This window comes from Brucella anthropi ATCC 49188 (assembly GCF_000017405.1).
Classification (GTDB): Bacteria; Pseudomonadota; Alphaproteobacteria; order Rhizobiales; family Rhizobiaceae; genus Brucella; species Brucella anthropi.
In genome coordinates, this window is record NC_009668.1 from 203,777 (window position 1) to 228,716 (window position 24,940).

Here is a 24,940-nt window from a genome sequence, read left to right on the forward strand (position 1 = left end):
AGTGTCCTCAAGAGACCATTCTAGCGTTGTCGAACCATTCCACGAAAGCGGCACGTTCGGCTTCGGTCAGGTGCAGATAGTGCTTGGTGCGGCGATAGAGAATGTCTTCCGCCGTCTTCGCCCATTCCCTGGCCACCAGATAGCGCACTTCCGCCTCATGGAAATTGCCGCCGAAATGACGGCCAAGCCCTTCGAGGTTCTGTGCGCCTGCAACAACGTCTTTCGTGCGCGCTCCGTAGAGACGACCATAGTGCTGGACAAGCGTGCGCGGCATCCACGGATAGGTGTCGCGCAAGCTATTGGCGAAAGTTTCATAATCGGCATTGGCGATTTCGCCGCCCGGAAGCGGTGCGCCATGAGTCCAGTCGCCGCCCATCTTCGGGAAGATGTGCTTGAGGCGATGCATGCCGCGCTCCGCCAGCTCGCGGAAGGTGGTGATCTTGCCGCCAAAGACGTTGAGCAGCGGCGCATCATTGGTTTCATCGAGGTCGAAGACGTAATCGCGGGTGACGGCGGAAGGGTTGCCCTTGCCGTCGTCGAACAGCGGACGCACACCGGAGAAGGAATGCAGCACGTCTTCGCGCCTCAGCTTTTCCTTGAAATAGCGGTTCACTGCAGTCAGCAGATATTCGATTTCCTTCTCATCTGCTGCAACATCTTCGGCACGGCCTTCATAGGCGATGTCGGTGGTGCCGATCAGCGCCTTGTCGCCCTCGTAAGGATTGATAAAGATAACACGCTTGTCGTGGTTCTGGACGAGATAGGCATTTGCGCCCGACCAGAATTTCGGAACGATGATGTGGCTGCCCTTGACGAGACGCACATTGCGCGACGAGTTGGAGCCGGCAACATTGTGGATGACATCCGTGACCCATGGTCCGGCGCAGTTGATGATGCAGCGCGCGCGGAATGTGCGGGTTTCGCCCGTGTCGCGGTTCTTCGTTTCCACGATCCAGCCGCCTTTTTCGCGGCGTGCGGAGACGACAGGCGTGCGGGTCAGAATGGTCGCGCCTTTTTCAGCAGCGCCAACCGCATTCAATGCAACGAGACGGGCATCATCGACCCAGCAGTCGGAGTATTCGAAGCCCTTGGTATATTGGTCGAGGATCGGCGTGCCTTCCGGATCGCGCCGCAGGTCGAGCGTGCGTGTGCCGGGAAGCTTCTTGCGACCGCCGAGGTGGTCATAGAGAAACAAGCCAAGCCGCACCAGCCAGGCGGGGCGGTCCTGCGGGCTGTGCGGCAGAACGAAACGCATTGGCCAGATGATATGGGGAGCGGCGTTCAACAGCACTTCGCGCTCGATCAGCGCTTCGCGCACAAGGCGGAACTCATAATATTCGAGATAGCGCAGGCCACCATGCACCAGCTTGCCGGAGCGCGACGAAGTTCCCTGCGCGAGATCGTCCTTTTCCGCCAGCACCACCTTGAGGCCGCGCCCGGCGGCGTCACGGGCCACGCCCGCGCCGTTGATGCCACCGCCGATTACAAACAGATCGCAGGTTTCCGGTTCAGCCATTTCATGCTCCTTCGGATGCAATCGCATCCCACAGTCTATATGTGCCGGAAGAGAGGTCCGGCTTTATGTGTTTTGTTCACCGCATTTCCGAACGCAAAACCGCTTCACGCTTTTGCTGGAAATGCTCTATCGGAAGCCAACTTGTCCCAGACGGGCGTCAGTGCCAGCCGGGCTTCCTGATAGGCAACGAAGAGTTCTTCATAGTGCTTTGCGCGCGGACCATCCGGGGCCTCGCAAGGGCCAAGCAGCGGCTCGACCCATTCCGCAATACATGCATCCATGCTCGGATAAGCGCCGATGGCTACCGCAGCCATCATGGCAGCACCTGCGGCTCCGGCCTCTTCACGCGAGGAAACGCGCACGGGCGCATTCACCGCTGCGGCAAGGGTGCTGCGCAATGCTTTTGAACGCGCTGCACCGCCGGTGATGCGCAATTCTGCGGGCATTTCACCCATGGCCGTGTAGCAATCGCGCGTCGCCATTCCGAGGCCCTCGACAACCGAGCGCACCATTTCTGGGAAACGGTCGCGACTGGAAAGGCCTACGAACCCGGCTCGGGCATAGGCATTGACGAAGGGACCGCGTTCGCCCGCTTCCGAAATATACGGATGATAGAGGATTGCACCCGGACGGCTGGCATTAAACCAGTCATCAAGACGGGGAATGAGGTCACTAAGCGAAACAGGCTTGTCTGGCGTCGACATGAGATCGGCTGCGACCTGCAATATCCAGTCGATGTTGATCGTTGCCCCCATATTGGTCTGCACCTGGGTGACGATGCCGGGAATGGGCAGCGCGATGACGTAACCGGTGCCTTCCTTGTTCAGGTGGATATCGGCAACCGGCTTGGCGCGCATGTGCACGCCTGTCGAACCAATGGTCGAGCACCCGGCGCCTGCTGTGCCGCCGCGCACCCCCGCACCAAGTGCTGTCATGGCCATATCGACATAGGCGAGACTCACCGGCGTCCCTGCCCGCAAACCCGTTGCAGCTGCCGCTTCGGGGGATAGCGGATGCTGCACTTCGGTGCCGTCGATGATTTCCGGCAGCAATCCACGCCGTTTCGTCAGACCGAGCGCGTCGATGACGACATCGTCATACTGGCGATTGCGGAAATTGCCGAAGGTGAAGCTTGCTTCCGAAGGGTCGGTGGCGCGAACGCCGGTGAGATTGAGATAGAGCCAGTCCTTGCAGTGGAGCGCGACTTCGGCATTGTCCAGCAGCTCGGGCGCGATGCTGTCCATATGCGCCATCTGCGAGCCTTGCTGGCAGGTGTTCAGCCCGGTGCCGGTCGCTTCAAAGCGCGCACGGTTCATGGGGCCAGCGGCGAGGCGCGTCACCGTCGTTGCCGCGCGGGCATCGAGCCACAGCCAGGCATCGCCGACCGGCTGGTTGTCGCGGCCGACAAGCCAGGTTCCGTCACCCTGACCGGTAACGGCGATTGCCGCAGTGCGTTCGGCAAGGCCGGGCATCTTCGCGCCGAGGTCGCGCAATGCTCGCGCGCAGTCCTGCCACGTCTGGGAAAGCGATTGTGTGACAGCGCCATGTTCGCCGGTATCGTATTTGTTGCGAACGGCAGCAGATTCGATCTGGCGTCCGCTAAGGTCGAAAGCGACTGCCTTGAGCACAGACGTGCCTGCGTCGATCCCGATGATGATGTCACCTTTCTCACGCATGGCGGCTATGTGCTTTCATTGACATTTGGATTCCTCCCGCGACTGAAAATACGTCGCTCGCAGCCCTGTTTATAATGAAATCGGGCGATGGCGTATGCTGGAGATAACATAACGCTATCACGTTGTCTGTAAAATTTTCTAGAAGGAGCATTTTTTTTCACCAAAGAGTGAATGCAGGGGAAATCTCCGCGCCTTCGAGTGCGGTTTTCCCACTGTTTTCCATCGATGGCTTAATGTTTCTTTGGTTTTGAGTATACTTAATTCATTGAAAATAAAAGAAAATATAGAAATTTGCGAGTATCTCTATGGCTGACTTTGCGAGAAAAGACGGCGCTGTGAATAGTGCGATTGATAACGAATTATGTAGTGGATTTCTCTAGATCGTGATCGAGATTCGGCGCGAAATTGTGCTATTTCACCGGTGTTTCGAAAACATCCGATTGACAGCTTTCGAGCTTTATAACATCATTATTGGAGTTAATAACACGCCGCTATCATAGGTTTTGATTGCGGCGCATCTGTTTCCAGGATGCACGGAGGAGCGGGGCCCTGGAATTCATGTGGAGGCTATCATGATCTCGTCTGTCGCGTCCTGCACCGCTTTGGCGGAGGCTTTTGCCTATCCGGTAAGCGTGATGACAATGGTCGAGGGTAATCTCCGGGCGGTCTAATTCAGCCGCATCATCCGTTTCCATAACGACAATACGGCAGAATTGCTGAAGGCGTTTGATAATGAGTGCACAAACCAGTCAAGTTTCACAAAAACCCGCCAAGCTGAGCCGCGCCGTCGTCTGGAGCGTGATCGCTGCGATCGTGGTTGTCGGTGCGATTGCCTTCGACACGAAGGTCGTGAAGATCGGGTCTGATTCCGATGTGCGCCAGCAGGCTTTCTCCCCCGATGCCTACGGTGCTTCCGAATTCCCCAAGGTGAAGGCGAGCGTTGAGCAGCGCGCCGTGGATGCAGTGGAAGTTGGAACGGCTCTCGCCGCCGACAAGGCCGCCGCCGGAAAGAAATATGGCGTCGGCGACGTCAATCCGGTTGTCCCGGTCAAGTTTACAGGCACCGTTGAGGAGCGCAAGTCCAACTACAATGTCGTGAAGGTCGACGGCCTGCCGGAAGGCGTTGCCATCCGCGTTCAGACCGGCCCTGCCGTCAACGGCACCGATCTGCGCGATGCAACCGGCGAAATCCAGTTCGGCCAGTTCAAGAACCAGATCGAATATCAAAATGCCGGTTCTGCGCTGAACAACGAGATGAAGAAGCAGGTGCTTTCCGGCGTCGATGTCGAGAATCTCGTCGGCAAAACCGTGACGGTTGTGGGCGTGTTCAAGGTCGTCAATCCGAAGAACTGGCTCGTCACGCCCGTGGGGCTCGAAGTGAAATGAGCACCGCTTCGAAAATCGAAGGCAAAAACGGTGATGTCGTTCTTGCCGCAAACAACGTTGCCAAATCCTATGGTCGCATTCATGCCCTGAAGGGCGTGAATTTCGAGATTCGCCGTGGTCAGGTCACGACGCTTTTCGGCGAAAACGGCGCTGGCAAATCGACGTTGATGAAAGTGCTTTCGGGCGTCATCCAGCCGACTTCGGGCACGATCATTCTCGATGGCGAACCTGTGACGTTCAATTCGTCCACCGAAGCGCGCGACCTCGGCATCTCGATCATCCATCAGGAATTGAGCCTCGCGCCCAACATGAACGTGCGCGACAACATCTTCATGGGGCGCGAAATCCGCACCGCCACCGGCGTTGATTTTGCCGAGGAAGAACGCCTGACGCGCGCGCTTCTGAAGGAACTGGAAGAAGATATCGACCCGCTGACGCCGGTCGAGGAACTTCGTCTCGGCCAGCAGCAGGTCGTTGAAATCGCCCGCGCCCTTTCGGTCAATTCGCGCATTCTCATCATGGATGAGCCGACTTCGGCGCTCAGCGCCTCGGAAGTGGAAGTCCTGTTCAAGGTCATTCGCGACCTGACGGCGCGCGGTGTCGCCATCGTCTACATTTCGCATCATCTGGAAGAAGCGTTGCAGATCACCAATCATGCGGTGGTGCTGCGCGACGGAACCATGACGGCCTATGCGCCGCGTGAGGAAATTGATCTGGAATGGATCGTGCGCAACATGGTCGGCGAGAACTTCGATCTCGGCTCGCCTCCAACCGGATATGACTGGGGCGATGTGGCGCTCTCTGTTGAGAACCTGACCGTTCCCGACCCGGGTGGCGCGGGCTTCTCGCTGGTCGACCGCATGTCGCTCAATGTGCGCGCAGGTGAAATCGTCTGCATTTATGGTCTTATGGGCGCCGGTCGCACGGAACTTCTGGAAACCGTTGCCGGTCGTCTCAAGGCAAGCGGCGGACGCGTTCTCCTCAAAGGGCAGGACGTTTCCGGCCTCACCATCGCACAACGTATCGAGAAGGGCCTTGTGCTGGTGCCGGAAGATCGCCAGCGCGACGGTCTCGTCCAGACGATGACGGTCGGCAAGAATCTGTCGCTCGCCAGCATCACCGAAATGACCAAGGGCCTTTTCACATCGCGCAAGCGCGAAAAGCAGATTGTCGATCAGTCGATCAAGAATGTGCACATCAAGACGGACGGCGGCGAAGCGGCAATCGGTTCGCTTTCCGGGGGTAACCAGCAGAAGGTCGTGATCGGCAAGATGCTGGCGACCGAGCCGGAAGTCATTCTGCTCGATGAGCCGAGCCGCGGCATCGACATCGGGGCGAAGGCGGAAGTGTTCAAGCTTCTGGCTGAAAAGGCGAAGCAGGGTCTGGCTGTCGTCTACACGACTTCGGAAGTCGGCGAATGCCTCAGCATCGCTCATCGTATCATCGTCATGCACCGTGGACGCATCTCCGCCGAATTCGGATCGGACGTGTCCAAGGAGAAGATCATGGCCGCCTCGGGCGAAGCCATGGTTGGTCACTAAAGCATTTCCAGCAAAAGTGCGAAGCGGTTTTGCGTCGGATAATGCGAACATACAAGAACATAATCCCGAAAAGTTGCAGACTTTTCGGACAAGATTATGCGTTAAAACAAAAGGATAGAGCATAAGACCCGACAAAGTCGGGTTGTTAAATGCTCTGGTTATGGAGCACTGATAGAATGTCAGTCACGAGCACCAACAAAGAAACAGCGGCTCCGAACGGCGCGAAGCGGAAACCCGGCATCGTGCATCTGCTGCTCGAAGGTCGTGCATTTTTTGCACTGATCGCGATCATTGCAGTTTTCTCGTTCCTTTCGCCTTATTATTTCTCGGTCGATAACTTCCTCATCATGTCGTCGCACGTGGCCATTTTCGGCCTGCTTGCCATCGGCATGCTGCTCGTCATCCTCAATGGCGGTATCGATCTTTCCGTCGGTTCCACATTGGGGCTGGCTGGTGTGGTCGCCGGTTTCCTCATGCAGGGCGTGACGCTGCAGGAATTCGGCATCATTCTCTATTTCCCGGTTTGGGCCGTGGTTCTCATCACCTGTGCGCTCGGTGCGTTCGTCGGTGCGGTCAATGGCGTGCTCATCGCCTATCTGCGCGTTCCGGCGTTCGTTGCGACGCTCGGCGTTCTTTATTGCGCCCGCGGCGTGGCGCTTCTGATGACCAATGGCCTGACCTACAACAATCTCGGCGGACGTCCGGAGCTTGGCAATACAGGCTTTGACTGGCTCGGTTTCAACAAGTTGTTCGGCGTGCCGATCGGCGTTCTGGTTCTGGCGGTTCTCGCCATCATCTGCGCCATCGTTCTCAACCGCACTGCATTTGGCCGCTGGCTCTATGCGTCGGGTGGCAACGAACGTGCGGCTGAACTGTCCGGCGTTCCGGTCAAGCGCGTCAAGGTGTCGGTCTATGTCATTTCCGGCATCTGCGCTGCCATTGCAGGTCTGGTTCTTTCTTCGCAGTTGACGTCGGCTGGTCCGACGGCAGGCACCACCTACGAACTGACGGCAATCGCTGCCGTGGTTATCGGTGGCGCTGCGCTCACTGGGGGGCGCGGTACTATCCAGGGCACACTTCTCGGCGCTTTCGTGATCGGTTTCCTTTCCGACGGCCTCGTGATTATCGGCGTGTCCTCCTACTGGCAGACCGTCTTTACCGGCGCGGTAATCGTGCTCGCGGTTCTGCTCAACAGCATTCAATACTCCCGGCGATGATCGATAGCGGCTCTGTCCACCGTTCCGGACGGAGCCGCGAAAATAACCGGGCGTATCGAAAGACTTCCAAAAAGGCACAAGATCTCGAAAACGGCCTGATGGAAATGAGTACCGCCGGGGAACCGGCATAACACAAACGAAAAATGTTAAGGGAGTGAGACCATGTTCAAGAAGGGAATGCGCGTTCTGTTCGCCGCTGCGGCAGCGTTGCCTCTCATCGCCAGCACGGCCTGGGCCGAAGGACTGATGACGATCATCGTCAACGATCCATCCAACCCGTACTGGTACACCGAAGGTGAAATCGCCAAGAAGACCGCTGAAGGTCTCGGCTACAAGGCTGTTGTCGGCGGCCACAAGGGCGACACCAACACCGAAAGCAACCTGATCGACACGGCTATCACCAACAAGTCGGTTGCCATCATTCTCGATCCGGCCAATGCGGACGGTTCGGTCGGCGCGGTCAAGCGTGCAATCGCCGCCAACATCCCGGTTTTCCTCGTCAATGCGGAAATCAACCAGGAAGGTCTGGCCAAGGCACAGCTCGTTTCCAACAACGCACAAGGTGCCGCTCTCGGTGCGACGCAGTGGGTCGAAAGCGTTGGCGACAAGGGCAAGTATGTCGAGCTGTTCGGTTCGCCATCGGACAACAACGCCGCAACGCGCTCGAACGGCTATGAAACCGTTCTGTCGCAGTATCCGGATCTGGTGAAGGCCGGTCAGGACGTCGCCAACTGGGACCGTACCCAGGGTCACGACAAGATGCAGGCTCTGCTTCAGGCCAATCCGGACATCATCGGCGTTATCTCCGGTAATGACGAAATGGCTCTGGGCGCAATTGCTGCTCTGAAGAAGGCTGGCAAGCTGGATCAGGTGAAGGTCGGTGGTTTCGACGGTTCGCCGGATGCGGTTGCAGCCATCAAGGCGGGTGAACTGCAGTACACCGTTCTGCAGCCGGTTGCCGTGTTCTCGGAAGCTGCGGTCAAGCAGGCCGACAACTTCATCAAGACCGGCAAGACTGGTGTGGATCATGAAAAGCAGCTCTTCGACTGCATCCTGATCACCAAGGACAATGTCGACAAGTACACCTCGCCGTTCGTTCTCGAACAGTAAGGTTTGAAAAGACGCATCCCGACAGCAGAAAGCTTTCGGGATGCGCATTCTGGAAGTCCCTCTCCGCAAGAAAGTCCCATGCAACCACTCGCTGGATTTTGGGGCTGAAGACCGCGCAATATGAAGCCTATCAGGCGATTTCGAGGCTTTCGAAACGCGCAAGCAAGGGGACAAGTGACAGGCATGGCAGTGAGCAACAAAGCAAGCATTGACAAGCTGATGACGAATGGCCTCACAACGGGGCAAGTGCCGAACGACAGCCGGCATGCGCGTCAGCTCGTCCGGCGCCAGCAGATTGCGGAAACTGTAATGGCTGAAGGCTCGATGCGTATCGAGGACCTCACCGAACGGTTCGGCATCAGCCTGATGACAGCGCATCGCGACGTCGATGAACTGGTAAGCCGTGGCCTGTTTCGCAAGTCGCGCGGCATCGTGTCGGCTGCGCCCACAAGCCTGATCGAGGCAAGCGATCTTTATCGCGTTACCCGCCAGTCGGAAGAAAAGAAACTGATCGCCGAAGCTGCAATGCAGTTCGTTGAACCGGGACAGGCCATTTTCTTCGACGATTCCACCACTGTTCTGCAAATGGTGCCGCATCTTCCGGGCAAGGGACCGCTCACCGTCATCACCAATTCGCTGATCCTGATGAACGAGGTGCGTGACATCAAGGATGTGACGCTGCTTGGCCTTGGCGGTCAGCTCTATAACTGGTGCAACGCATTCGTCGGCGGCATGACGATCCACGAAATTCGCCGTCTTCGCGCCGATGTGGCTTTCATTTCGATTGCAGCGATCACCGACGACCTTCTGTTCCACCAGTCGCCGGAAATGGTGGAAACCAAGCGTGCCATGCTGGACTGCGCCGCCAAGCGCATTCTTCTGGCCGATCACACAAAATTCGAGCGCCGGGCTTTGCACAATTTCGGTGCTCTCAGCGATTTCGATGTGGTCATCGTCGATGAGGCTACGCCTTTCGCGCATATCGAGCGCATGCAGGCGCAAGGCATCAACGTGGTGGTTGCCCACGCCGGAACAGGCGGAAAGCAAGACTAGAGCATAATCCGACCGGAGTGAAACGAGGATCGATAAGATTATGCTTGAAATATAATAACTTAGAGCGCCGATCTGATTCAATCAGATCGAAACGCGCTCTAGCCCGCGCATATTTATCAGGAATACGATACATGCCTTCTCTGCTCGGAATCGACAGCGGACTGACCGTCACCAAAGCCGTATTGTTCGATATTGACGGAACCACCCTTGCCGTTGCCCGCCGCCGCGTGGCGCAATCCTTTCCGCGCGCCCGCCATGTCGAACGCGACATGGATGAATTCTGGAATGCAACAGCGGATGCGATTGCCGAAGCGATAGCCAAAAGCGGGCGGCCTGCTTCCGACATTCTCGCCATCGCCACCACAGCGCATGGTGATGGCATCTACATGCTCGACAAGGACCGCCGTCCGCTTGGCGCAGGCATATTGTCGCTCGACAGCCGTGCCGTCGGTGTGGCCGAATGCTGGGTTGATGGCCCCGTTGCAGAGCAGGCCATAGCCATCACCGGCCAGCTTCCCCATGCATCGGCACCATCGGCCATTCTGGCTTGGGTGAAAGAAAACGAACCCGAACGCTTTGGCCGCATCGCGCATGTGATCGCCTGCAAGGACTGGCTGCGCTTTTGCCTGACCGGCGATGTGGGCACGGATCGCACTGAAGCCTCGACCTCCTTCACCGATGTCAACACGCAGGAATATTCAAAAGAAGCGCTCGCCCTTTTCGGGCTGGATGCGCTTTGGGATGCGCTGCCACCCATGTCGCGTTCCGATGAAATTGTGGGTAGCGTCTCGGGCGAATGCGCAGAGCGCACCGGCCTCGTTGCCGGAACACCGGTTGTCGGTGGCTTGCACGATGTCACCGCTTCAGCGCTTGGCGTCGGCGGGCTTGGCATCGGGACCGTTGCCGTGGTTGCAGGAACCTATTCCATCAACGAAACGCTGTCTTCCGAACCGCGTGTCAACAAAAGCTGGTTCTGCCGCAATGGCATTGCGCCGGGCGAATGGAACAATATGTCGATCTCGCCCGCATCGACGGCCAATTACGACTGGTTTCTCGACAAGCTCTGCCCGGCAGAACGGCGCGAGGCAGAGGAAACAGGACGTTCCATCCACGACATGCTGCGCCCGGAAATCGATGCGGCATTGGCAAAGCCTTCGACGGCAATGTTCCATCCCTACCTCTTCGGTTCGCCCTATGGAGCGATGGCGAGCGGTGCGTTTTTCGGTCTGCGTGGCTGGCAGGATCGGGGTGATATGCTGCGCGCAATCTGGGAAGGCATTGCCTTCAATCATCGCATCCATGTCGATCACCTGAAGGACGGGTTTGCAATCTCCGCTGCGCGCCTCACCGGTGGCGTGTCACGTAGTCCGGCTTTCGCGCAGATGTTTGCCAATGTTCTCGGCATGCCCGTTACCGTCACGGATACGGACGAGGCCGCCGCCTGGGGAGCTGCCCTTTGCGCTGGCAAGGGCGCAGGTGTCTTTGCCAATGTCTACAGCGACCCGCGTGATCTCGATGCCATAGGCCGCACCTATGAGCCGGATGCAGCGCGAAGCGCGCTTTATGAAAAGCGCTATGCGCTGTTCAAGGAGATTGCATCGGCACTGGGGCCGGTCTGGCCGAAGATCGAAGCCCTGACAGATTGAAATAAACGGCGTGTCCCGCGCCTTAGCGACGTAAAGACAGTAAGATGAATAACTTCGCAGGCAATGCCGAAATGAAAAGCCGCATCGGGCAACTGGAAGCCGAGGGCGTGGATGTGCTCATCCTTGGCGCAGGTGTCAACGGAGCAGGCCTTTATCGCGATCTTTGCGAGCAGGGCGTGAGCTGTCTCATTGTCGACAAGGCGGATTTTGGTTCAGGCACGAGTGCTGCGCCGTCGCGGCTTATCCATGGTGGCCTCAAATATCTGGAAACCGGCGAGTTCGGGCTTGTGGCCCAGTCCACTCTGGAACGTAATCTGCTTTTGAAAAATGCGCCGCACAATGTCGAGCCGCTGCCGACTTTCATTCCGGTCTTTTCGTGGACCAAGGGCATCCCGGCGGCGCTGCGCACCCTGTTCGGCTCGACGACCGCGCCGCGCAGCCGTGGCGCCGTGCTGATCAAGATCGGTCTGGCGCTCTACGATTATTTTGGTGCGCGTGAGCGCGTCATGCCACGTCACCGTTTTCTGTTGAAGGAGACGGCGACGAAGGAAATGCCCTATATCACGCCCGCAATCGTGGCGGGCGGCATCTATCACGATGCGAAGGTCAGCCAGCCGGAACGTCTGGTCTATGAACTCGTCAGCGACGGGCTGCGCGCCAATTCGAAAAGCGCTGCCGCCAATTTCACGATGCTGGTTTCCGCCGAGAACGGCCTTATCGGCTTTGAAGGGCCGGATGGCGTAAAATTCGCGGTGAGGCCGAAGCTGGTCATCAACGCGGCTGGGCCATGGATCGACCGGGTCAATGCTGCACTCGGCAAGCCGACCAAGATGATCGGTGGCACCAAGGGTTCGCATATTCTTGTCGACCACCCCGAACTGGTGAAGAGCCTCAACGGACGAATGATCTATTTCGAGGCGGATGACGGGCGCATCTGTCTCGTCTACGACTATCACGGTCTGGCGCTGGTGGGTTCCACCGACATTCCGTCGGATGATCCGGACAATGTGCGCTGCGATGATCATGAAACCGACTATTTCATCGACAGCCTGCGTTCGCTGCTGCCGAAGCTCACATTCGACCGCAGCCAGATTGTCTACACTTATAGCGGCATTCGTCCACTTCCGGCTTCCAATGCTTCCGAACCGGGTTTGATCAGTCGCGATCATTCCGCACCCGTCATCGAGCCGGATGGCAATCGGCCATTCGCGATCATTTCGCTTGTTGGCGGCAAGTGGACCACATTCCGCGGCTTTGCCGAGGAAGTGGCCGACAAGGTTCTGGGCCGGTTCGACAAGACGCGGCAGGTTTCAACGCGCAACCTCCCTATAGGCGGTGGCAGGGACTATCCGTCCGATGATCGCGCCCGCAAAGCTTGGGTGACGAAATATGCCACCGAAACAAGATTGCCCGCCGCACGGGTTGAGACATTGTTGAAGCGCTATGGCAGCACGGCTTTGCCGATCCTCCGCGAGGAAGCAGGGGCAACGGTTGCGATGCTGCCGGAAACCGACACGGTCAGCGCGACGGAAATCGCATGGATCGCACGCAACGAGCTTGTCGTGCATCTGGCGGATGTCGTTTTGCGACGCACCACACTTGCAATCGACGGGGCGCTGACGACCGGCAATCTCGCTGCAATCGCCGATGTTCTGGCGCGGGAGCTTGGCTGGGACGATGCGCGCAAGGCGCAGGAAATCGAAGCGGTCAACACAGAACTTACGAAACGACATAACGTGATTTTGCAGCGGAACCCGGCCAAAAGGCGCTGAACAGTCCGTGAAGTTGATCTATGTTGCGTTGTGAACAGGAAAGGAAACGCCTCATGGATATCAAGCGAAACGGAACCGATCCTTCGGGAAAAGGTCCAGCCGACTGGTTTACGGGCAATGTCCGTATCGATCCGCTGTTTTCTCCCAATAATGCCCGGCGTGCTGCGGCTGCGACCGTAACCTTTGAGCCCGGCGCCCGCACTGCCTGGCACACGCATCCGCTTGGCCAGACCCTGATCGTGACCGCCGGGCTTGGCCTCGTGCAACGCGAAGGCGGACCGATTGAAGAAATCCGGCCCGGCGATGTGGTCTGGTTTGAGCCGGGCGAGAAACACTGGCACGGGGCATCCGCGAGCAATGCCATGACTCATATAGCCATTCAGGAACAGCTCGACGGCAAAGTCGTTGACTGGATGGAGCATGTCAGCGACGTGCAATATGGCGGTGGGAAATAAATTTCGCCCCGGTTTTGCGCAGCTTTCAGAAATCGGCCCGATCGATCAATGGTCAAAGGTTGCGCAAAACGCAAAGATGATTGCGCATATTGCGAACAGGCGTTTCCTGTTTCCCCTATCATGTTGTTCTCAATAAAAACAAAGGGGAGAAGATAATGAAACGCCTATTTCTTTTGCTTGCAGCAAGCGTCGCCAGCGTGCAGGCGCATGCCGCTGAAGGCGCAAACTGCAAGGCACCCAAATTCTCCGATGTCGGCTGGACCGACATTACTGCAACGACGGCGCTCGCTTCTCTGCTGCTTGAAAAAGCCGGATACGAGCCGCAGACAACCATCCTTTCCGTGCCGGTCACCTTCCAGTCGCTGGAAAATGGACAGATCGATATTTTCCTCGGCAACTGGATGCCGCTTCAGGAAGAAGCGCGCAAACCCTATCTTGAAGGCAAGAAGATCGAGCAGGCTGGCGTCAATCTCGAAGGCGCAAAGATCGGTCTTGCTGCGACGGGCAAGGACCTTGGCATCAAGAATTATGCCGATATCGCAAAATTCAAGGACCAGCTTGGCGGCAAGATTTACGGCATCGAGGCTGGCAGCAGCGCAAACGCCACGATCCAATCGATGGTCGAGCAGGACAAATTCGGCCTGAAGGATTTCCAGCTCGCGGAATCGAGCGAGCAGGCCATGCTCTCGCAGGTTCAAAATGCGGTGCGCAAGGATGAGCCCGTTGTGTTCTTTGCCTGGACGCCGCATCCAATGAACATTCGCTACAAGCTCACCTATCTGGAAAATGGTGAAAACCTGTTCGGACCGGATGATGGCGCGGCAACCGTCGAAACACTGACCCGCAAGGGCTATGCAACCGACTGCCCCAACGTCTCGCGCTTTGTGTCGAACCTGAAGTTCAACACGGATATGGAAAGCACGATGATGAACATGATCCTGAACGATGGCATGGAAGCCAAGGATGCCGTCACGAAATGGATCAAGGAGAACCCGGCGCAGCTTGATGCGTGGCTTGACGGCGTGACCACTTTCGACGGCAAACCAGCACTTGCTGAGGTGAAGTCGGGGCTGGGCCTTTAAGTAAGGGTGCCTTTACTGCCGCAGCTTGCTCGGCGACTGACCGAAATGCCGTTTGAAGGCGCGTGACAGTGAACTGATCGACGAAAAGCCGGTCTGTTCCGCTGTGTCCGCCATGGAAAGATGCGTATCGAGGATCAGCCGCCGGGCTGCTTTCAGCCGAAGCGACAGGTAGTAATTGCCCGGTGACTGCCCGATCACATTGGCGAACAGCAATTCAAGGCTGCGCGTTGAAAGCGCAAGTCTTCGGGCGATGCTCGACACGGGGATCGGGCGGTCGATATGGGTTTCCATGATTTTTATGGCATCTGCCAAGCGTGGTTCGCGGTTGAGCAAACGGCCAAGAGAGACCAGCGGCTGTGCGTCGGAAGCCTGTTTCACCTCATCGTAAATATAGAGGCTCGCCACATCCAGCGCAATGGAATAGCCGTGGCGGGCGCGAATGAGTGCCAGCATCATGTCGAGCGCCGGTGCAGCGCCTCCGGTTGTCAGAAAAGCTCCATCCCGCACCCAACGATCCGATTGCATTTCGACTTCCGGGAAGCGCTGTGAGAATGCTTCCATGTCTTCCCAGTGCGTCGTTGCCTTGCGTCCATTGAGCAATCCCGCCTTTGCCAGCACCCATGATCCGGCTTCCACACCCACGACGAGTTTCGATTGCTTGGCCGCCTGGCGCAGCATGGCGAGAAGCTTCGGCGTCGCATGTTCCAGCGCATGAAAGGCGCTGACGATAATGAGAATGTCCTGCGCGCCGACCTCGAAACGGCCATTAGCCGCAACTTTGAGGCCACTGGATGTGACGGGATCGCTGCCATCCGGTGACACCACCCGCCAGCGATAAAGCGAGCGGCCCGTCACGCGGTTGGCACCGCGCATTGGGTCCAGCGTCGCGGCCAGCGACATCAGCGAACAATCCGGCAGGACCAGCAGGGTAACGCTCAGTTCTTCGTCGGAGGGTTCAAAGATCATGCGTTTCGCTCTTCGCCAAATAGATTTCGTAAAATGATAATCCCGTCATTTCGCGACCTGTCAAGCTCGGCGAAAATTGAGGGAAACGATCATGCCTTTAAAGCCCGCCCGCGAAATATTCATCACTGCTGCCGTCACCGGTGCCGGAGCCACCACGCACCGCTCAAACAAGGTGCCGATCACGCCGCGCCAGATTGCGGATGCGGCCATTGAAAGTGCGGAAGCAGGTGCCGCCGTTGCGCATATTCATGTGCGCGATCCGGAAACGGGTGAACCATCGCGTAAGCTGGAGCTTTTCCGCGAGGTTGTGGACCACATCCGGGCGTCCGGTGTCGATATCGTGCTGAACCTGACTGCAGGCGTTGGCGGTGATCTGGTCTTTGGGTCGCCAGAAGCTCCACTGCCACCCGATGCCGCCAAGACCGATATGGCGGGCGCGACGGAACGGCTTGCCCATGTTGCTGAACTCTTGCCGGAAATCTGCACGCTGGATTGCGGCACGATGAATTTCGGCGAGGGCGATTACGTGATGACCAACACGCCTGCCATGCTCAGGGAAATGGCCGGACAGATACAACGGCTTGGCGTGCGTCCGGAGATCGAGATTTTCGACACCGGCCATCTGCCGCTCGCCCAATGGCTGCAACAGCAGGGCCTGCTTGATGACCCGGTTCTGGTGCAGCTGTGCATGGGTATTCCATGGGGCGCGCCGGACGATCTGGCGACGTTGGTTTCCATCGTCCACAACCTGCCGGACAACTGGATTTTCTCGGCGTTTTCTATTGGCCGTAATCAGTTGCCTTATGCGGCCCTTGCCGTGCTGGCGGGTGGCAATATCCGTGTGGGGCTCGAAGACAATATCTGGCTTGACAAGGGCATTCTGGCGTCGAATGGCGATCTGGTCGAACGGGCCAAAGCCATCGCCGTTAATATGGGAACGAAAGTTCTGACGCCTGCTGAAGTCCGCGAAAAACTCAAGCTTACAAAGCGCTGGTGATATCCATGAACAGCCATCCTCCCAAGATTGCCTGCATCGGCAGCGGCGTCATCGGCAGCGGCTGGGCCGCACGCTTTCTGCTGAACGGTTTCGATGTTGCCGTTTACGATCCTTCGCCAGATGCAAAGGCGACGACCGAACACATTCTCGATAATGCACGCAAGGCGCTGGCGGCGCTGACTACCGTGCGCCTTCCGCAGGAGGGGCAACTGTCCTTTTCCGCTTCGCTGGCAGAGGCGGTTGCGGACGCGGCGCTTATACAGGAAAGCGTTCCCGAACGCCTTGACCTTAAACTTGCCGTGCTTGCGGAGATTGAAGCAGCTTGCGCAGACGATGCACTGATCGCCTCGTCCACTTCCGGCTTTCTTCCAAGCAAGTTGCAGGCTGGGTTGCGGCATCCGGAGCGCCTCTTGATCGCGCATCCCTATAATCCCGTTTACCTGTTGCCGCTGGTTGAACTGGTGCCGGGAGGCAAGACTTCCGTATCGACAATTGAAAGTGCGTCCGCTCTCTACCGCCAGACCGGAATGGAGCCGGTCGTTCTTGAAAAGGAAATCGACGCTTTTGTTGGCGACAGGCTTCTGGAAGCGCTGTGGCGAGAGGCCTTGTGGCTCGTGCGCGACGGCATCGCCACGGTCGAGCAGATTGACGACATCATCCGCTATTCGTTCGGGCTTCGCTGGGCACAGATGGGGCTGTTCCAGACCTATCGCATTGCCGGCGGTCCGGCAGGTATGCGACACTTCCTCGCCCAGTTCGGGCCTGCGCTACAATGGCCATGGACGAAGCTGACAGATGTGCCCGATCTTGATGACAGCCTGATCAGCCGCATTGCGGATCAGTCGGACGAGCAGAATGAAGGGCTTTCAATCCACGATCTGGAACGGATTCGTGACGAAAATCTGGTTGCGATCATTCGCGCTCTCGCGCATCAGCAAAACGGCAAGGGTTGGGGTGCGGGCGCGCTTCTCAATGCCTATACCGCACGGCTCGATGGGGCGGGCTCTTCCAAGGCAGGTTCCGGCCCGTTGCGTCTTCTGGATGCGCGCGTGATCCCGGAGTGGATCGACTATAACGGGCATATGACCGAGCATCGTTATCTCGATGTATTCGGCCAGACGACGGACAGGTTTCTGGCACATATCGGTGTGGACGAAGCCTATCTGAAATCCGGTCACAGCTACTACACGGTCGAAACCCATATCATGCATCGCGGCGAGGCCAAGGTAGGCGATGCGCTACATGTGGAAACGCAGTTGCTCTCCTTTGACGAGAAACGCGCGCATGTCTTTCACAGTCTGAGGCGGGGCGATACGGAAATCGCCAGCGCCGAGCAGATGCTGCTGCATGTCGATAGCACAGTGGGCAAGGCGGTCGCTGCGAAGGCCGGAATTCTGGCCGCATTGGAGGGGCTTTCTCATGCACACCGTGAGATGCCGACACCGATCGCCGTCGGGCGGCATGTTGGAAGACGGGGCTGAACAACGTCTATAATTTTCAGTGAAATCAAGGTGCTGATCCAAGATCGGCGCTTTGGTTTTTGTCGTGCTTGACATTTAATCAATCGATTGATTAAATCATGATATGAGCAAAGCGAAACATACAAGGCAAGAGCCTCCGTCACCTTCGGTCGATCAGACGCGAGCGGCGCTGATCCACGCGGCCTTGCAACTATTTGGCTCGAAGGGTTTCGATGCCACATCGACGCGTGAGATCGCCGGTCTGGCCAAGGCGAATATCGGTTCCATCGCCTATCATTTCGGCGGCAAGGAAGGGCTGCGACTGGCGGCGGCAGACTATATTGTCGAAACGATACAAGGCATAGCCGGGCAGGCGCTTGGACATCACGGTGTGATCAGTGCACCTGCCGAAACGAAGGAAACGGCCCGCCAGCAGCTCGGTCTGGCGCTGGAGCGGATGACGCATTTCATCGTCGCGCAACCACAGTCCGGCGAGATCGTTCAGTTTCTCTTGCGCGAACTGGCGCATCCGACCGCAGCACTCGATCGCATCTATTCCGGTGTTTTCGAGCCGACGCACAAAAGGCTTTGCGCCATCTGGGAAGTCGCGACGGGCGAACCTGCCGAGAGCGAGGCCACACGGCTTCTCATCTTCACCCTGCTTGGGCAGATCGTTTATTTCCGCATTGGCCGGGAAGCTGTGAAACGGCGCATGGGCTGGTCCACGATGGGCGCGGAAGAGGCGGCGGCTGTCGCGGCAATCGCACGCCAGAATTTGATGGCCATTCTCGCAGCGAAGGACGCCATCAAAGACGGCGAGGTGAAAGCATGAGTATTCTCTGTATTGTTCCTTTCGCCTCTTATCTTTTCGCCGCATGCAGCGCACAGCCCCTTGCTGTTGGTTACGTTGAGGGTGAATTCGTGCAGCTTGCGCCGCTGGAAGTGGCGCAGGTTCAGTCCGTTGCCGTCAGGCGTGGGGATCGTGTCGAGCCGGGCAAGCCCATAGCAATGACGGAGGATGCGGACGCAAAGATCGCCGTCGCGCAGGCCGAGGCAGCATTGGCGCAGGCACGCGCGCAACTGGCGGATTTGCAGGTTGGCAAGCGCCCCGATGAAATTGCAGTTCTGGAAGCGGCGGTCAGGACGGCCAAAGCACAGGCAGACGATGCCCAGCGAACGCTTTTGCGCACGCAAGACCTGACGAAACGCGGAGTGATGACACAGGCGCAGCTTGACGATGCGGCCACCAAGGTTGAAGTGGCTGAGGCCTCGATCAATCAGGCCACAGCCAATCTGGCGGTTGGTCGATTGCCCGCGCGCCCTGAAGAAATCAAGGCGGCAGAGAATGCCGTCAAAAGTGCCGAAGCGCAGCTGGATTCCGCACGCTGGCATCTGACCAAGCGAACGATTGAAGCACCTGCGCCGGGCCGGATCACCGATGTCATCCGCAATCCGGGCGATATTGCCGGTCCGTCTGCGCCGGTTTTGACGATGCTGCCCGATGGTGCGGTCAAGCTGAAGGTCTACATACCGGAAGACAAGTTTTCAGCAGTGCGGGTGGGCGATACGTTGTCTGTGCGCTGCGATGGCTGCGCGCCCGGCCTGCAAGCCCGTGTGAGCTATGTTTCGCCCGATCCGGAATTCACGCCGCCCGTCATCTACTCGCTCGAAACGCGCCAGAAGCTCGTTTATCTCGTCGAGGCGCATCCGGTCGATCCCGCATCGCCTTTGCAGCCCGGCCAGATCGTGGATGTCGATCTGGCTGCCCGATAGGCGGAGGCGGCAATGGCGAACGCTATCGATGTCAAAGGTCTCGTCAAGCGGTTCGGTGACGCTACGGTCGTTGATCATGTGAGCATGTCGGTGGCCGAAGGTGAGATTGTCGGCTTTCTGGGGCCGAACGGTTCGGGCAAGACGACCACCATCCGCATAATGTGCGGGCTGCTGACGCCCGACGAGGGTGAAGGCAAGGTGCTTGGTTTCGATCTTCGTACCGAAGGGCTGAAGATCAAGCGTGAAGTCGGCTACATGACGCAGCGCTTTTCATTCTATGAAGACCTGACAATTGCCGAGAACCTTGAATTCGTTGCGCGTCTCTACCGGTTGAAGCCAGTGAAGGAGCATGTGGCACGGACACTTGAGGAACTGGGCCTGACTTCACGTGGAGACCAGCTGGCGGGCACGCTTTCCGGCGGCTGGAAACAGCGGTTGGCACTGGCAGCCTGTATCATGCACAAGCCAAAGCTTCTGCTGCTGGATGAACCAACTGCCGGGGTTGATCCGAAGGCGCGGCGCGACTTCTGGGACGAGATACATCGCCTCGCCGATGGCGGGCTGACTGTGCTCGTTTCGACCCATTACATGGATGAAGCCGAACGCTGCCACCGCATCAGCTATATTTCCTATGGCAAGCTATTGGCGACGGGAACCGTCCGGGACGTTATCGATAAGGCAGGGCTAACGACCTTCATCGTCAATGGTCCGAGGCTCAGCGAAGTGGCGCGCGAACTGGAGGGCGAACCGGGTGTCGAGCAGGTTGCGCCTTTCGGTGCGACGCTCCATGTCGTGGGGTCCGACAGGGTGAAGCTTGAGGCGGCTCTGGAAAAGATCAGGCATCGTGAAGGAATTACCGTCGAGGCAGGTGAAACCAGCCTTGAGGATGTGTTCATCCAGTTCATGGCCAATGCCCAGGACAATATGTCGAAGGGCAGAAGTTCAGGGAGCGATAAGCAATGAGCGGCTGGTTCTCGTTTGAGCGTCTTGGCGCGATGCTGGTGAAGGAATTCATCCAGATGCGGCGTGACCGTATCACCTTCGCCATGATGCTGGTCGTGCCGTTGATGCAGCTGCTGCTCTTCGGCTTTGCCATCAACAATGATCCGAAGAGCCTGCCGAGCGCATTGGTTGTGACCAGTCAGGATCATTATACACGCGCCATGATTTCCGCTCTGGAAACCACAGGCTATTACCGTTTTGACCATGTTGTGCAAAGTGCGGCGGAAGCCGAAGCCTTGATTGCCAACGGTACGGTTTCCTTCGTGGTGACAATCCCGTCGGATTTCGCAAGACGTGTCGATGCAGGCGAACAGCCGCAAATTCTGATCGAGGCCGACGCGACCGACCCGTCGGTGGCAAGCGGTGCCATTTCCACGCTTGGAACGGTCGCAAGTCAGGCGCTCCTGCGTGAACAGGGCAAGCAGGCCGAAGCCGCAGATGCCGCGCGAAGCCAGCTACAGGTCGTCGTGCATCGGCGTTACAACCCGGAAGGCGTGTCGCAATATAATATAGTTCCTGGTCTGCTGGGTGTCATTCTGCAAATGACGATGGTGATGATGACGGCCATGGCACTGACCCGTGAGACCGAACGCGGCACGATGGAAAACCTGCTTGCCATGCCCGCCACACCTGCTGAAATCATGCTGGGCAAGGTTCTGCCATTTCTGGTCGTCGGCGGCGTGCAGGTTGTGGTCGTGCTGGTCGCGGCAAAGCTTCTGTTCGGCGTACCCTTTGTGGGATCGCTGGCACTTCTCCTGACCTGCGTACTGATCTTCGTCCTGTCGCTGGTCCTGCTCGGCTACACGATCTCGACAGCATCGCGCACACAGATGCAGGCCATGCAGCTTACCTTCTTTTTCTTTCTGCCATCGCTGATGCTGTCCGGCTTCATGTTCCCGTTTCGGGGTATGCCTGATTGGGCGCAGGCGTTGGGCGAAATTTTTCCGCTGACGCATTTTCTGCGGATCGTCCGCGCAGTCATGCTTAAGGGCGCCCACCTTTCCGACATCGCCGGAGAGGTGAACGCCCTCATATTTTTCGTGTTCCTGTTTGCGTCGCTGGCGCTTTTGCGCTTCAGGAGAACGTTGGATTAGCAGGCCGATGGCGCCAGTGCTGTTTTCGGGCGGCGGGACAGTGTGAACAACAGTCCTGCCGCTGCCAGAAGGCCGCCTGCGACGGGAATGGCTGCATAGCCATAGCCTGCGCTGATGACGCCGCCGCCAAGGGCCGCGCCCACCGCATTGCCGAGGTTGAACGCACCGATATTGATCGACGATGCCAGCCCCGGTGCTTCCGATGCAGCCTGCATCACGCGGGTCTGAACCGGAGGAACGATGGCGAAAGCCGCCGCACCCCAGGCGAGCAGGCCGATTGCCGCACCGATATGGCTTCCCAGCAGGAACGGCAGTACCAGACTGATGATGGCAAGTGCTGCAAGAAACATCCGTGTCGCGCCATTGAGCGACCAGTCGGCGAGGCGTCCGCCGAGTGCGTTGCCGATAGTGAAGCCCACGCCGATAAGAATGAGCGCCAGCGTCACGAAGCCTTCCGAAGCGCCGGTAAGGTCGGTCAGTACAGGTGCTACATAGGTGTAGAGCGTGAACATGGCGCCAGCGCCCATGACGGTTGTTGCGAGCGACATCAGCACGGTCGGGCGCATCAGGACGCCAAGCTCACGACGGATGTCGGGCATCTTGCCTGCTTCACCGCGTGGCAGTGAAAGCCAGAGCGCCGAGATGGCGAGCAGACCCAGAACAGCAGTACCGGCAAATGACATGCGCCAGCCGATCTGCTGGCCGATCCAGGTCGCAGCCGGGACGCCGCCGATATTGGCAATTGTCAGACCCATGAACATGGTGGCAACGGCGCTTGCCCGCTTTTCAGGAGGCACGACGCTGGCTGCAACAATGGAACCGAGGCCGAAAAATGCACCGTGATTGAGGCTCGTTACCAAGCGCGCTGCAAGCAGCGTCCAGTAATCCGGTGCGAGAGCCGACAGGATGTTGCCAAGCGTGAAAATACCCATCAGCAGCATCAGGGCCGTGCGTTTGCCGAACCGCCCGAAGGCAAGCGTCATGATTGGTGCGCCGACCATCACGCCGATGGCATAGGCGCTGACCAGAAGCCCGGCTGTCGGGATGGAAACGTCAACGCCGTCGGCAATGACTGGCAGCAGCCCCATTGGTGCAAATTCAGTGGTGCCAATACCGAAGGCACCGATTGCAAGCGCCAGAAGCGGCCAGTTGAAACCGGCCGTCTTCGTCGCGCTGTCGTGAGACGTCATCGTGCTCATCATAGTCTCCGTTATTTGTCCCAGACTGGAGCCAGACCGTCGGGGTTGACCAGTCGTCCATCGGTGCGGGCGAGTTTGGAAATCGCCGTCATGTCTTCAGCACTCAACTCAAAGTCGAATATGTCGAAATTTTCAGCGACACGCTCGGGCTTGGCCGTCTTGGAAAGGGCGATGAAGCCGCGTTCAATCAGCCAGCGCAGACCGACCTGAGCGGCAGTCTTGCCGTATCGGGCGCCAATGGCCTGCAAGATGGGGTCGCGCGGCACTGCGCCATCAGCCATACCGTAATAGGCGGTGATAGCGACGCCTGCTGCCTTTGCGGCCTCGGCTACGGCATTCTGGTCGAGATAGGGATGGACCTCGATCTGGTTGGTGACGATGGGCACGGCACTGCGAAGGATAGACTCTTTCATTTGCGCGACATTCTGATTGCTCACGCCAATGAAGCGCGTCTTGCCTGCCGTTTGCACTGTGTTCAGCATGTCAATCTGGTCGGCAATAGCCACCTTGTCGGCAGGCCAGTGCAGAAGCAGAAGGTCGACCTGATCCACTTTCAGCTTGTCGAGGCTTTCGTTGACGGATGTATTGAATTTGTCAGGACTGTAATTATCGACCCAGACTTTCGTGGTGAGGAACAGGTCCTCGCGTCGTGCGCCGGCCTTTTCCAGTGCACGCCCGAGAGCAGCCTCGTTCTGGTAGATCTGCGCCGTGTCGAAATGGCGGAAGCCAGCTTCCAGCGCTGCTGGAACAACGTTTTCCACTTCCGCATCCGTCATGCGAAAAACACCGAAGCCGAGCGCGGGTATGGCCGCGCCGTGTGCGTTCACGATTTTCATATTATCTCCTGTTGACTGGCCTTCGGCGTTTCGCGTGAGGAGCGCGAGCTTGGGAGGCTCATGCTTCGGGCTGTCATTTTGTTGATCCTGTACCAAGCAGCTTTCGGTCAGGTTTGATTTCGTGAAGCAGAAATAGGATAATCGCGCGGGCTTGAAAATCCGCTCGGAATCCACATTATCTGTGAAACGGTTTCATAGATGGAGCGGGCGATGGATAATCGCGTTGGTGAAATGCAGGTCTTTCTGCGGGTGGTGGAAACAGGCAGTTTCTCCGAAGCGGCCCGTCTTCTGCGCATGAACCCTTCGACCATCAGCAAACTCATATCCCGTATCGAAGCAAGGCTCGGCGTGCGGCTTTTGGAACGCTCGTCCCGCCGCCTGTCGCTGACGACCGAGGGGCAGATTTATTATGAGCGTAGTCAGGGGCTGCTGCGCGATTTCGAAGAAGTCGAACGCGAACTTTCGCAAGGTTCTGCAAGCACGGGCGGTACGGTCCGCGTCAATGCATCGGTTGCATTGGGCACGCTGGCGCTGGAGCCTTTGTTGCCGGAATTTCTGTCGGCCTATCCGAATATCGTGATCGACCTGTCCCTGTCGGACGAACTGGTTGATCTTTATCTTGATCGCACCGATGTGGCTTTCCGCATCGGCACTTTGCCCAATTCCAGCATGATGGCGCGCAAGCTTGGCACGGCTCGGCGCAAGATCGTGGCGGCTCCCGCCTATCTGGAACGCTGCGGGATGCCGTTGACCATAGATGATCTCATCGATCACAATTGCATCGGTTTCAATTTCCGCCGTGCAGCACCTGTCTGGCCGCTGAAGGAAAGCGGTCGCATCGTGGATCGCGCGGTCTACGGTTCACTGCTGGCCAATAATGGGGAGACGGTCCGGCGCATGGCGGTCGCGGGGCTGGGGCTCGCTCGTATCGGCGATTATCACGCGCGGAACGACCTCGCGTCTGGCGCATTGGTAGAGGTTCTGGCCGAGGCGGTGGAGAATGACATAGAGGAAGTACACGCCGTATTTCTTGGCGGCGCGCGACTGCCGCAACGGGTCCGTGTCTTCCTCGATTTTGTAGTGCCGCGTCTGCAGGCTTATCTCGCGGCTCAATAGGGTCTTTTTGCTCGAATCATTGGCAATGATCCCCGGAAACGTC

General features: G+C 58.0%; 21 protein-coding genes. 16 read left to right on the forward strand and 5 right to left on the reverse strand.

Annotated elements, in window-relative coordinates:
* Window positions 1–7 precede the first annotated feature (7 nt).
* Together OANT_RS15085 and OANT_RS15090 are read right to left on the reverse strand one after the other, a co-directional pair.
* Window positions 8–1,516 (reverse strand): glycerol-3-phosphate dehydrogenase, encoded by a 1,509-nt coding sequence (locus OANT_RS15085; protein ID WP_011982653.1) that lies wholly within the window; start codon window positions 1,514–1,516, stop codon window positions 8–10.
* A gap of 104 nt (window positions 1,517–1,620) precedes the next feature.
* Entirely contained in the window at window positions 1,621–3,192 is a 1,572-nt protein-coding gene (locus OANT_RS15090; RefSeq protein WP_011982654.1) for an FGGY-family carbohydrate kinase, read from the reverse strand.
* A gap of 732 nt (window positions 3,193–3,924) precedes the next feature.
* On the opposite strand from OANT_RS15090, the gene OANT_RS15095 reads away from it, so the two are divergent.
* The 9 genes from OANT_RS15095 (at window position 3,925) to choX (ending at window position 14,454) form a co-directional block, all read left to right on the forward strand.
* A complete protein-coding gene (locus tag OANT_RS15095) occupies window positions 3,925–4,578 on the forward strand; it encodes a DUF2291 domain-containing protein (RefSeq protein WP_011982655.1) in 654 nt (217 codons plus the stop codon).
* Window positions 4,575–6,119, forward strand: a complete 1,545-nt coding sequence (locus OANT_RS15100; protein ID WP_011982656.1) for a sugar ABC transporter ATP-binding protein — start codon at window positions 4,575–4,577, stop codon at window positions 6,117–6,119. The genes OANT_RS15095 and OANT_RS15100 overlap by 4 nt, the downstream gene beginning before the upstream one ends.
* Before the next feature lie 176 nt (window positions 6,120–6,295).
* A complete protein-coding gene (locus OANT_RS15105) occupies window positions 6,296–7,336 on the forward strand; it encodes an ABC transporter permease (protein ID WP_010660874.1) in 1,041 nt (346 codons plus the stop codon).
* A gap of 162 nt (window positions 7,337–7,498) precedes the next feature.
* The gene (locus OANT_RS15110) at window positions 7,499–8,446 is read left to right on the forward strand and encodes a D-ribose ABC transporter substrate-binding protein (protein ID WP_010660875.1); all 948 of its coding nucleotides are present in this window, start codon (window positions 7,499–7,501) and stop codon (window positions 8,444–8,446) included.
* 183 nt (window positions 8,447–8,629) lie between these two features.
* Window positions 8,630–9,499 (forward strand): DeoR/GlpR family DNA-binding transcription regulator, encoded by an 870-nt coding sequence (locus tag OANT_RS15115; protein WP_011982657.1) that lies wholly within the window; start codon window positions 8,630–8,632, stop codon window positions 9,497–9,499.
* Window positions 9,500–9,630: 131 nt separating this feature from the next.
* On the forward strand, window positions 9,631–11,145 hold the full coding sequence (locus tag OANT_RS15120) for an FGGY-family carbohydrate kinase (protein ID WP_011982658.1): 1,515 nt from the start codon (window positions 9,631–9,633) through the stop codon (window positions 11,143–11,145).
* A gap of 44 nt (window positions 11,146–11,189) precedes the next feature.
* Window positions 11,190–12,917, forward strand: coding sequence for a glycerol-3-phosphate dehydrogenase/oxidase (locus OANT_RS15125; protein ID WP_040128470.1), 1,728 nt, complete (start codon window positions 11,190–11,192; stop codon window positions 12,915–12,917).
* Between the two features lie 53 nt (window positions 12,918–12,970).
* Window positions 12,971–13,372 (forward strand): (R)-mandelonitrile lyase, encoded by a 402-nt coding sequence (locus OANT_RS15130; RefSeq protein ID WP_011982660.1) that lies wholly within the window; start codon window positions 12,971–12,973, stop codon window positions 13,370–13,372.
* Between the two features lie 155 nt (window positions 13,373–13,527).
* Entirely contained in the window at window positions 13,528–14,454 is a 927-nt protein-coding gene (gene choX / locus OANT_RS15135; RefSeq protein ID WP_011982661.1) for a choline ABC transporter substrate-binding protein, read from the forward strand.
* A 12-nt stretch (window positions 14,455–14,466) separates the two neighbouring features.
* Here choX and OANT_RS15140 read toward each other — a convergent pair whose 3' ends face one another.
* The gene (locus OANT_RS15140; protein WP_011982662.1) at window positions 14,467–15,420 is read right to left on the reverse strand and encodes a GlxA family transcriptional regulator; all 954 of its coding nucleotides are present in this window, start codon (window positions 15,418–15,420) and stop codon (window positions 14,467–14,469) included.
* A gap of 91 nt (window positions 15,421–15,511) precedes the next feature.
* Here OANT_RS15140 and OANT_RS15145 point away from each other — a divergent pair, with 91 nt between their 5' ends.
* The 6 genes from OANT_RS15145 (at window position 15,512) to OANT_RS15170 (ending at window position 21,746) form a co-directional block, all read left to right on the forward strand.
* Window positions 15,512–16,417: a beta-keto acid cleavage family enzyme gene (locus tag OANT_RS15145; protein WP_011982663.1), complete on the forward strand. Its 906-nt coding sequence runs from the start codon at window positions 15,512–15,514 to the stop codon at window positions 16,415–16,417.
* A 5-nt stretch (window positions 16,418–16,422) separates the two neighbouring features.
* Complete coding sequence (locus OANT_RS15150) at window positions 16,423–17,898, forward strand: carnitine 3-dehydrogenase (protein WP_011982664.1); 1,476 nt, start codon at window positions 16,423–16,425, stop codon at window positions 17,896–17,898.
* A 103-nt stretch (window positions 17,899–18,001) separates the two neighbouring features.
* Window positions 18,002–18,709 (forward strand): DUF1956 domain-containing protein, encoded by a 708-nt coding sequence (locus OANT_RS15155; protein ID WP_011982665.1) that lies wholly within the window; start codon window positions 18,002–18,004, stop codon window positions 18,707–18,709.
* Complete coding sequence (locus OANT_RS15160; RefSeq protein WP_011982666.1) at window positions 18,706–19,650, forward strand: HlyD family secretion protein; 945 nt, start codon at window positions 18,706–18,708, stop codon at window positions 19,648–19,650. The genes OANT_RS15155 and OANT_RS15160 overlap by 4 nt, the downstream gene beginning before the upstream one ends.
* A gap of 12 nt (window positions 19,651–19,662) precedes the next feature.
* The gene (locus OANT_RS15165; RefSeq protein ID WP_011982667.1) at window positions 19,663–20,613 is read left to right on the forward strand and encodes an ABC transporter ATP-binding protein; all 951 of its coding nucleotides are present in this window, start codon (window positions 19,663–19,665) and stop codon (window positions 20,611–20,613) included.
* Window positions 20,610–21,746, forward strand: coding sequence for an ABC transporter permease (locus OANT_RS15170; RefSeq protein ID WP_011982668.1), 1,137 nt, complete (start codon window positions 20,610–20,612; stop codon window positions 21,744–21,746). The genes OANT_RS15165 and OANT_RS15170 overlap by 4 nt, the downstream gene beginning before the upstream one ends.
* Here the strand turns inward: OANT_RS15170 and OANT_RS15175 are convergent.
* Window positions 21,743–22,945, reverse strand: a complete 1,203-nt coding sequence (locus OANT_RS15175) for an MFS transporter (protein WP_011982669.1) — start codon at window positions 22,943–22,945, stop codon at window positions 21,743–21,745. The two genes, OANT_RS15170 and OANT_RS15175, sit on opposite strands and share 4 nt — an antisense overlap.
* Window positions 22,946–22,956: 11 nt before the next feature.
* Complete coding sequence (locus OANT_RS15180; RefSeq protein WP_011982670.1) at window positions 22,957–23,781, reverse strand: aldo/keto reductase; 825 nt, start codon at window positions 23,779–23,781, stop codon at window positions 22,957–22,959.
* Window positions 23,782–23,991: 210 nt separating this feature from the next.
* On the opposite strand from OANT_RS15180, the gene OANT_RS15185 reads away from it, so the two are divergent.
* Complete coding sequence (locus OANT_RS15185; protein WP_010660890.1) at window positions 23,992–24,897, forward strand: LysR family transcriptional regulator; 906 nt, start codon at window positions 23,992–23,994, stop codon at window positions 24,895–24,897.
* Window positions 24,898–24,940: the final 43 nt, after the last annotated feature.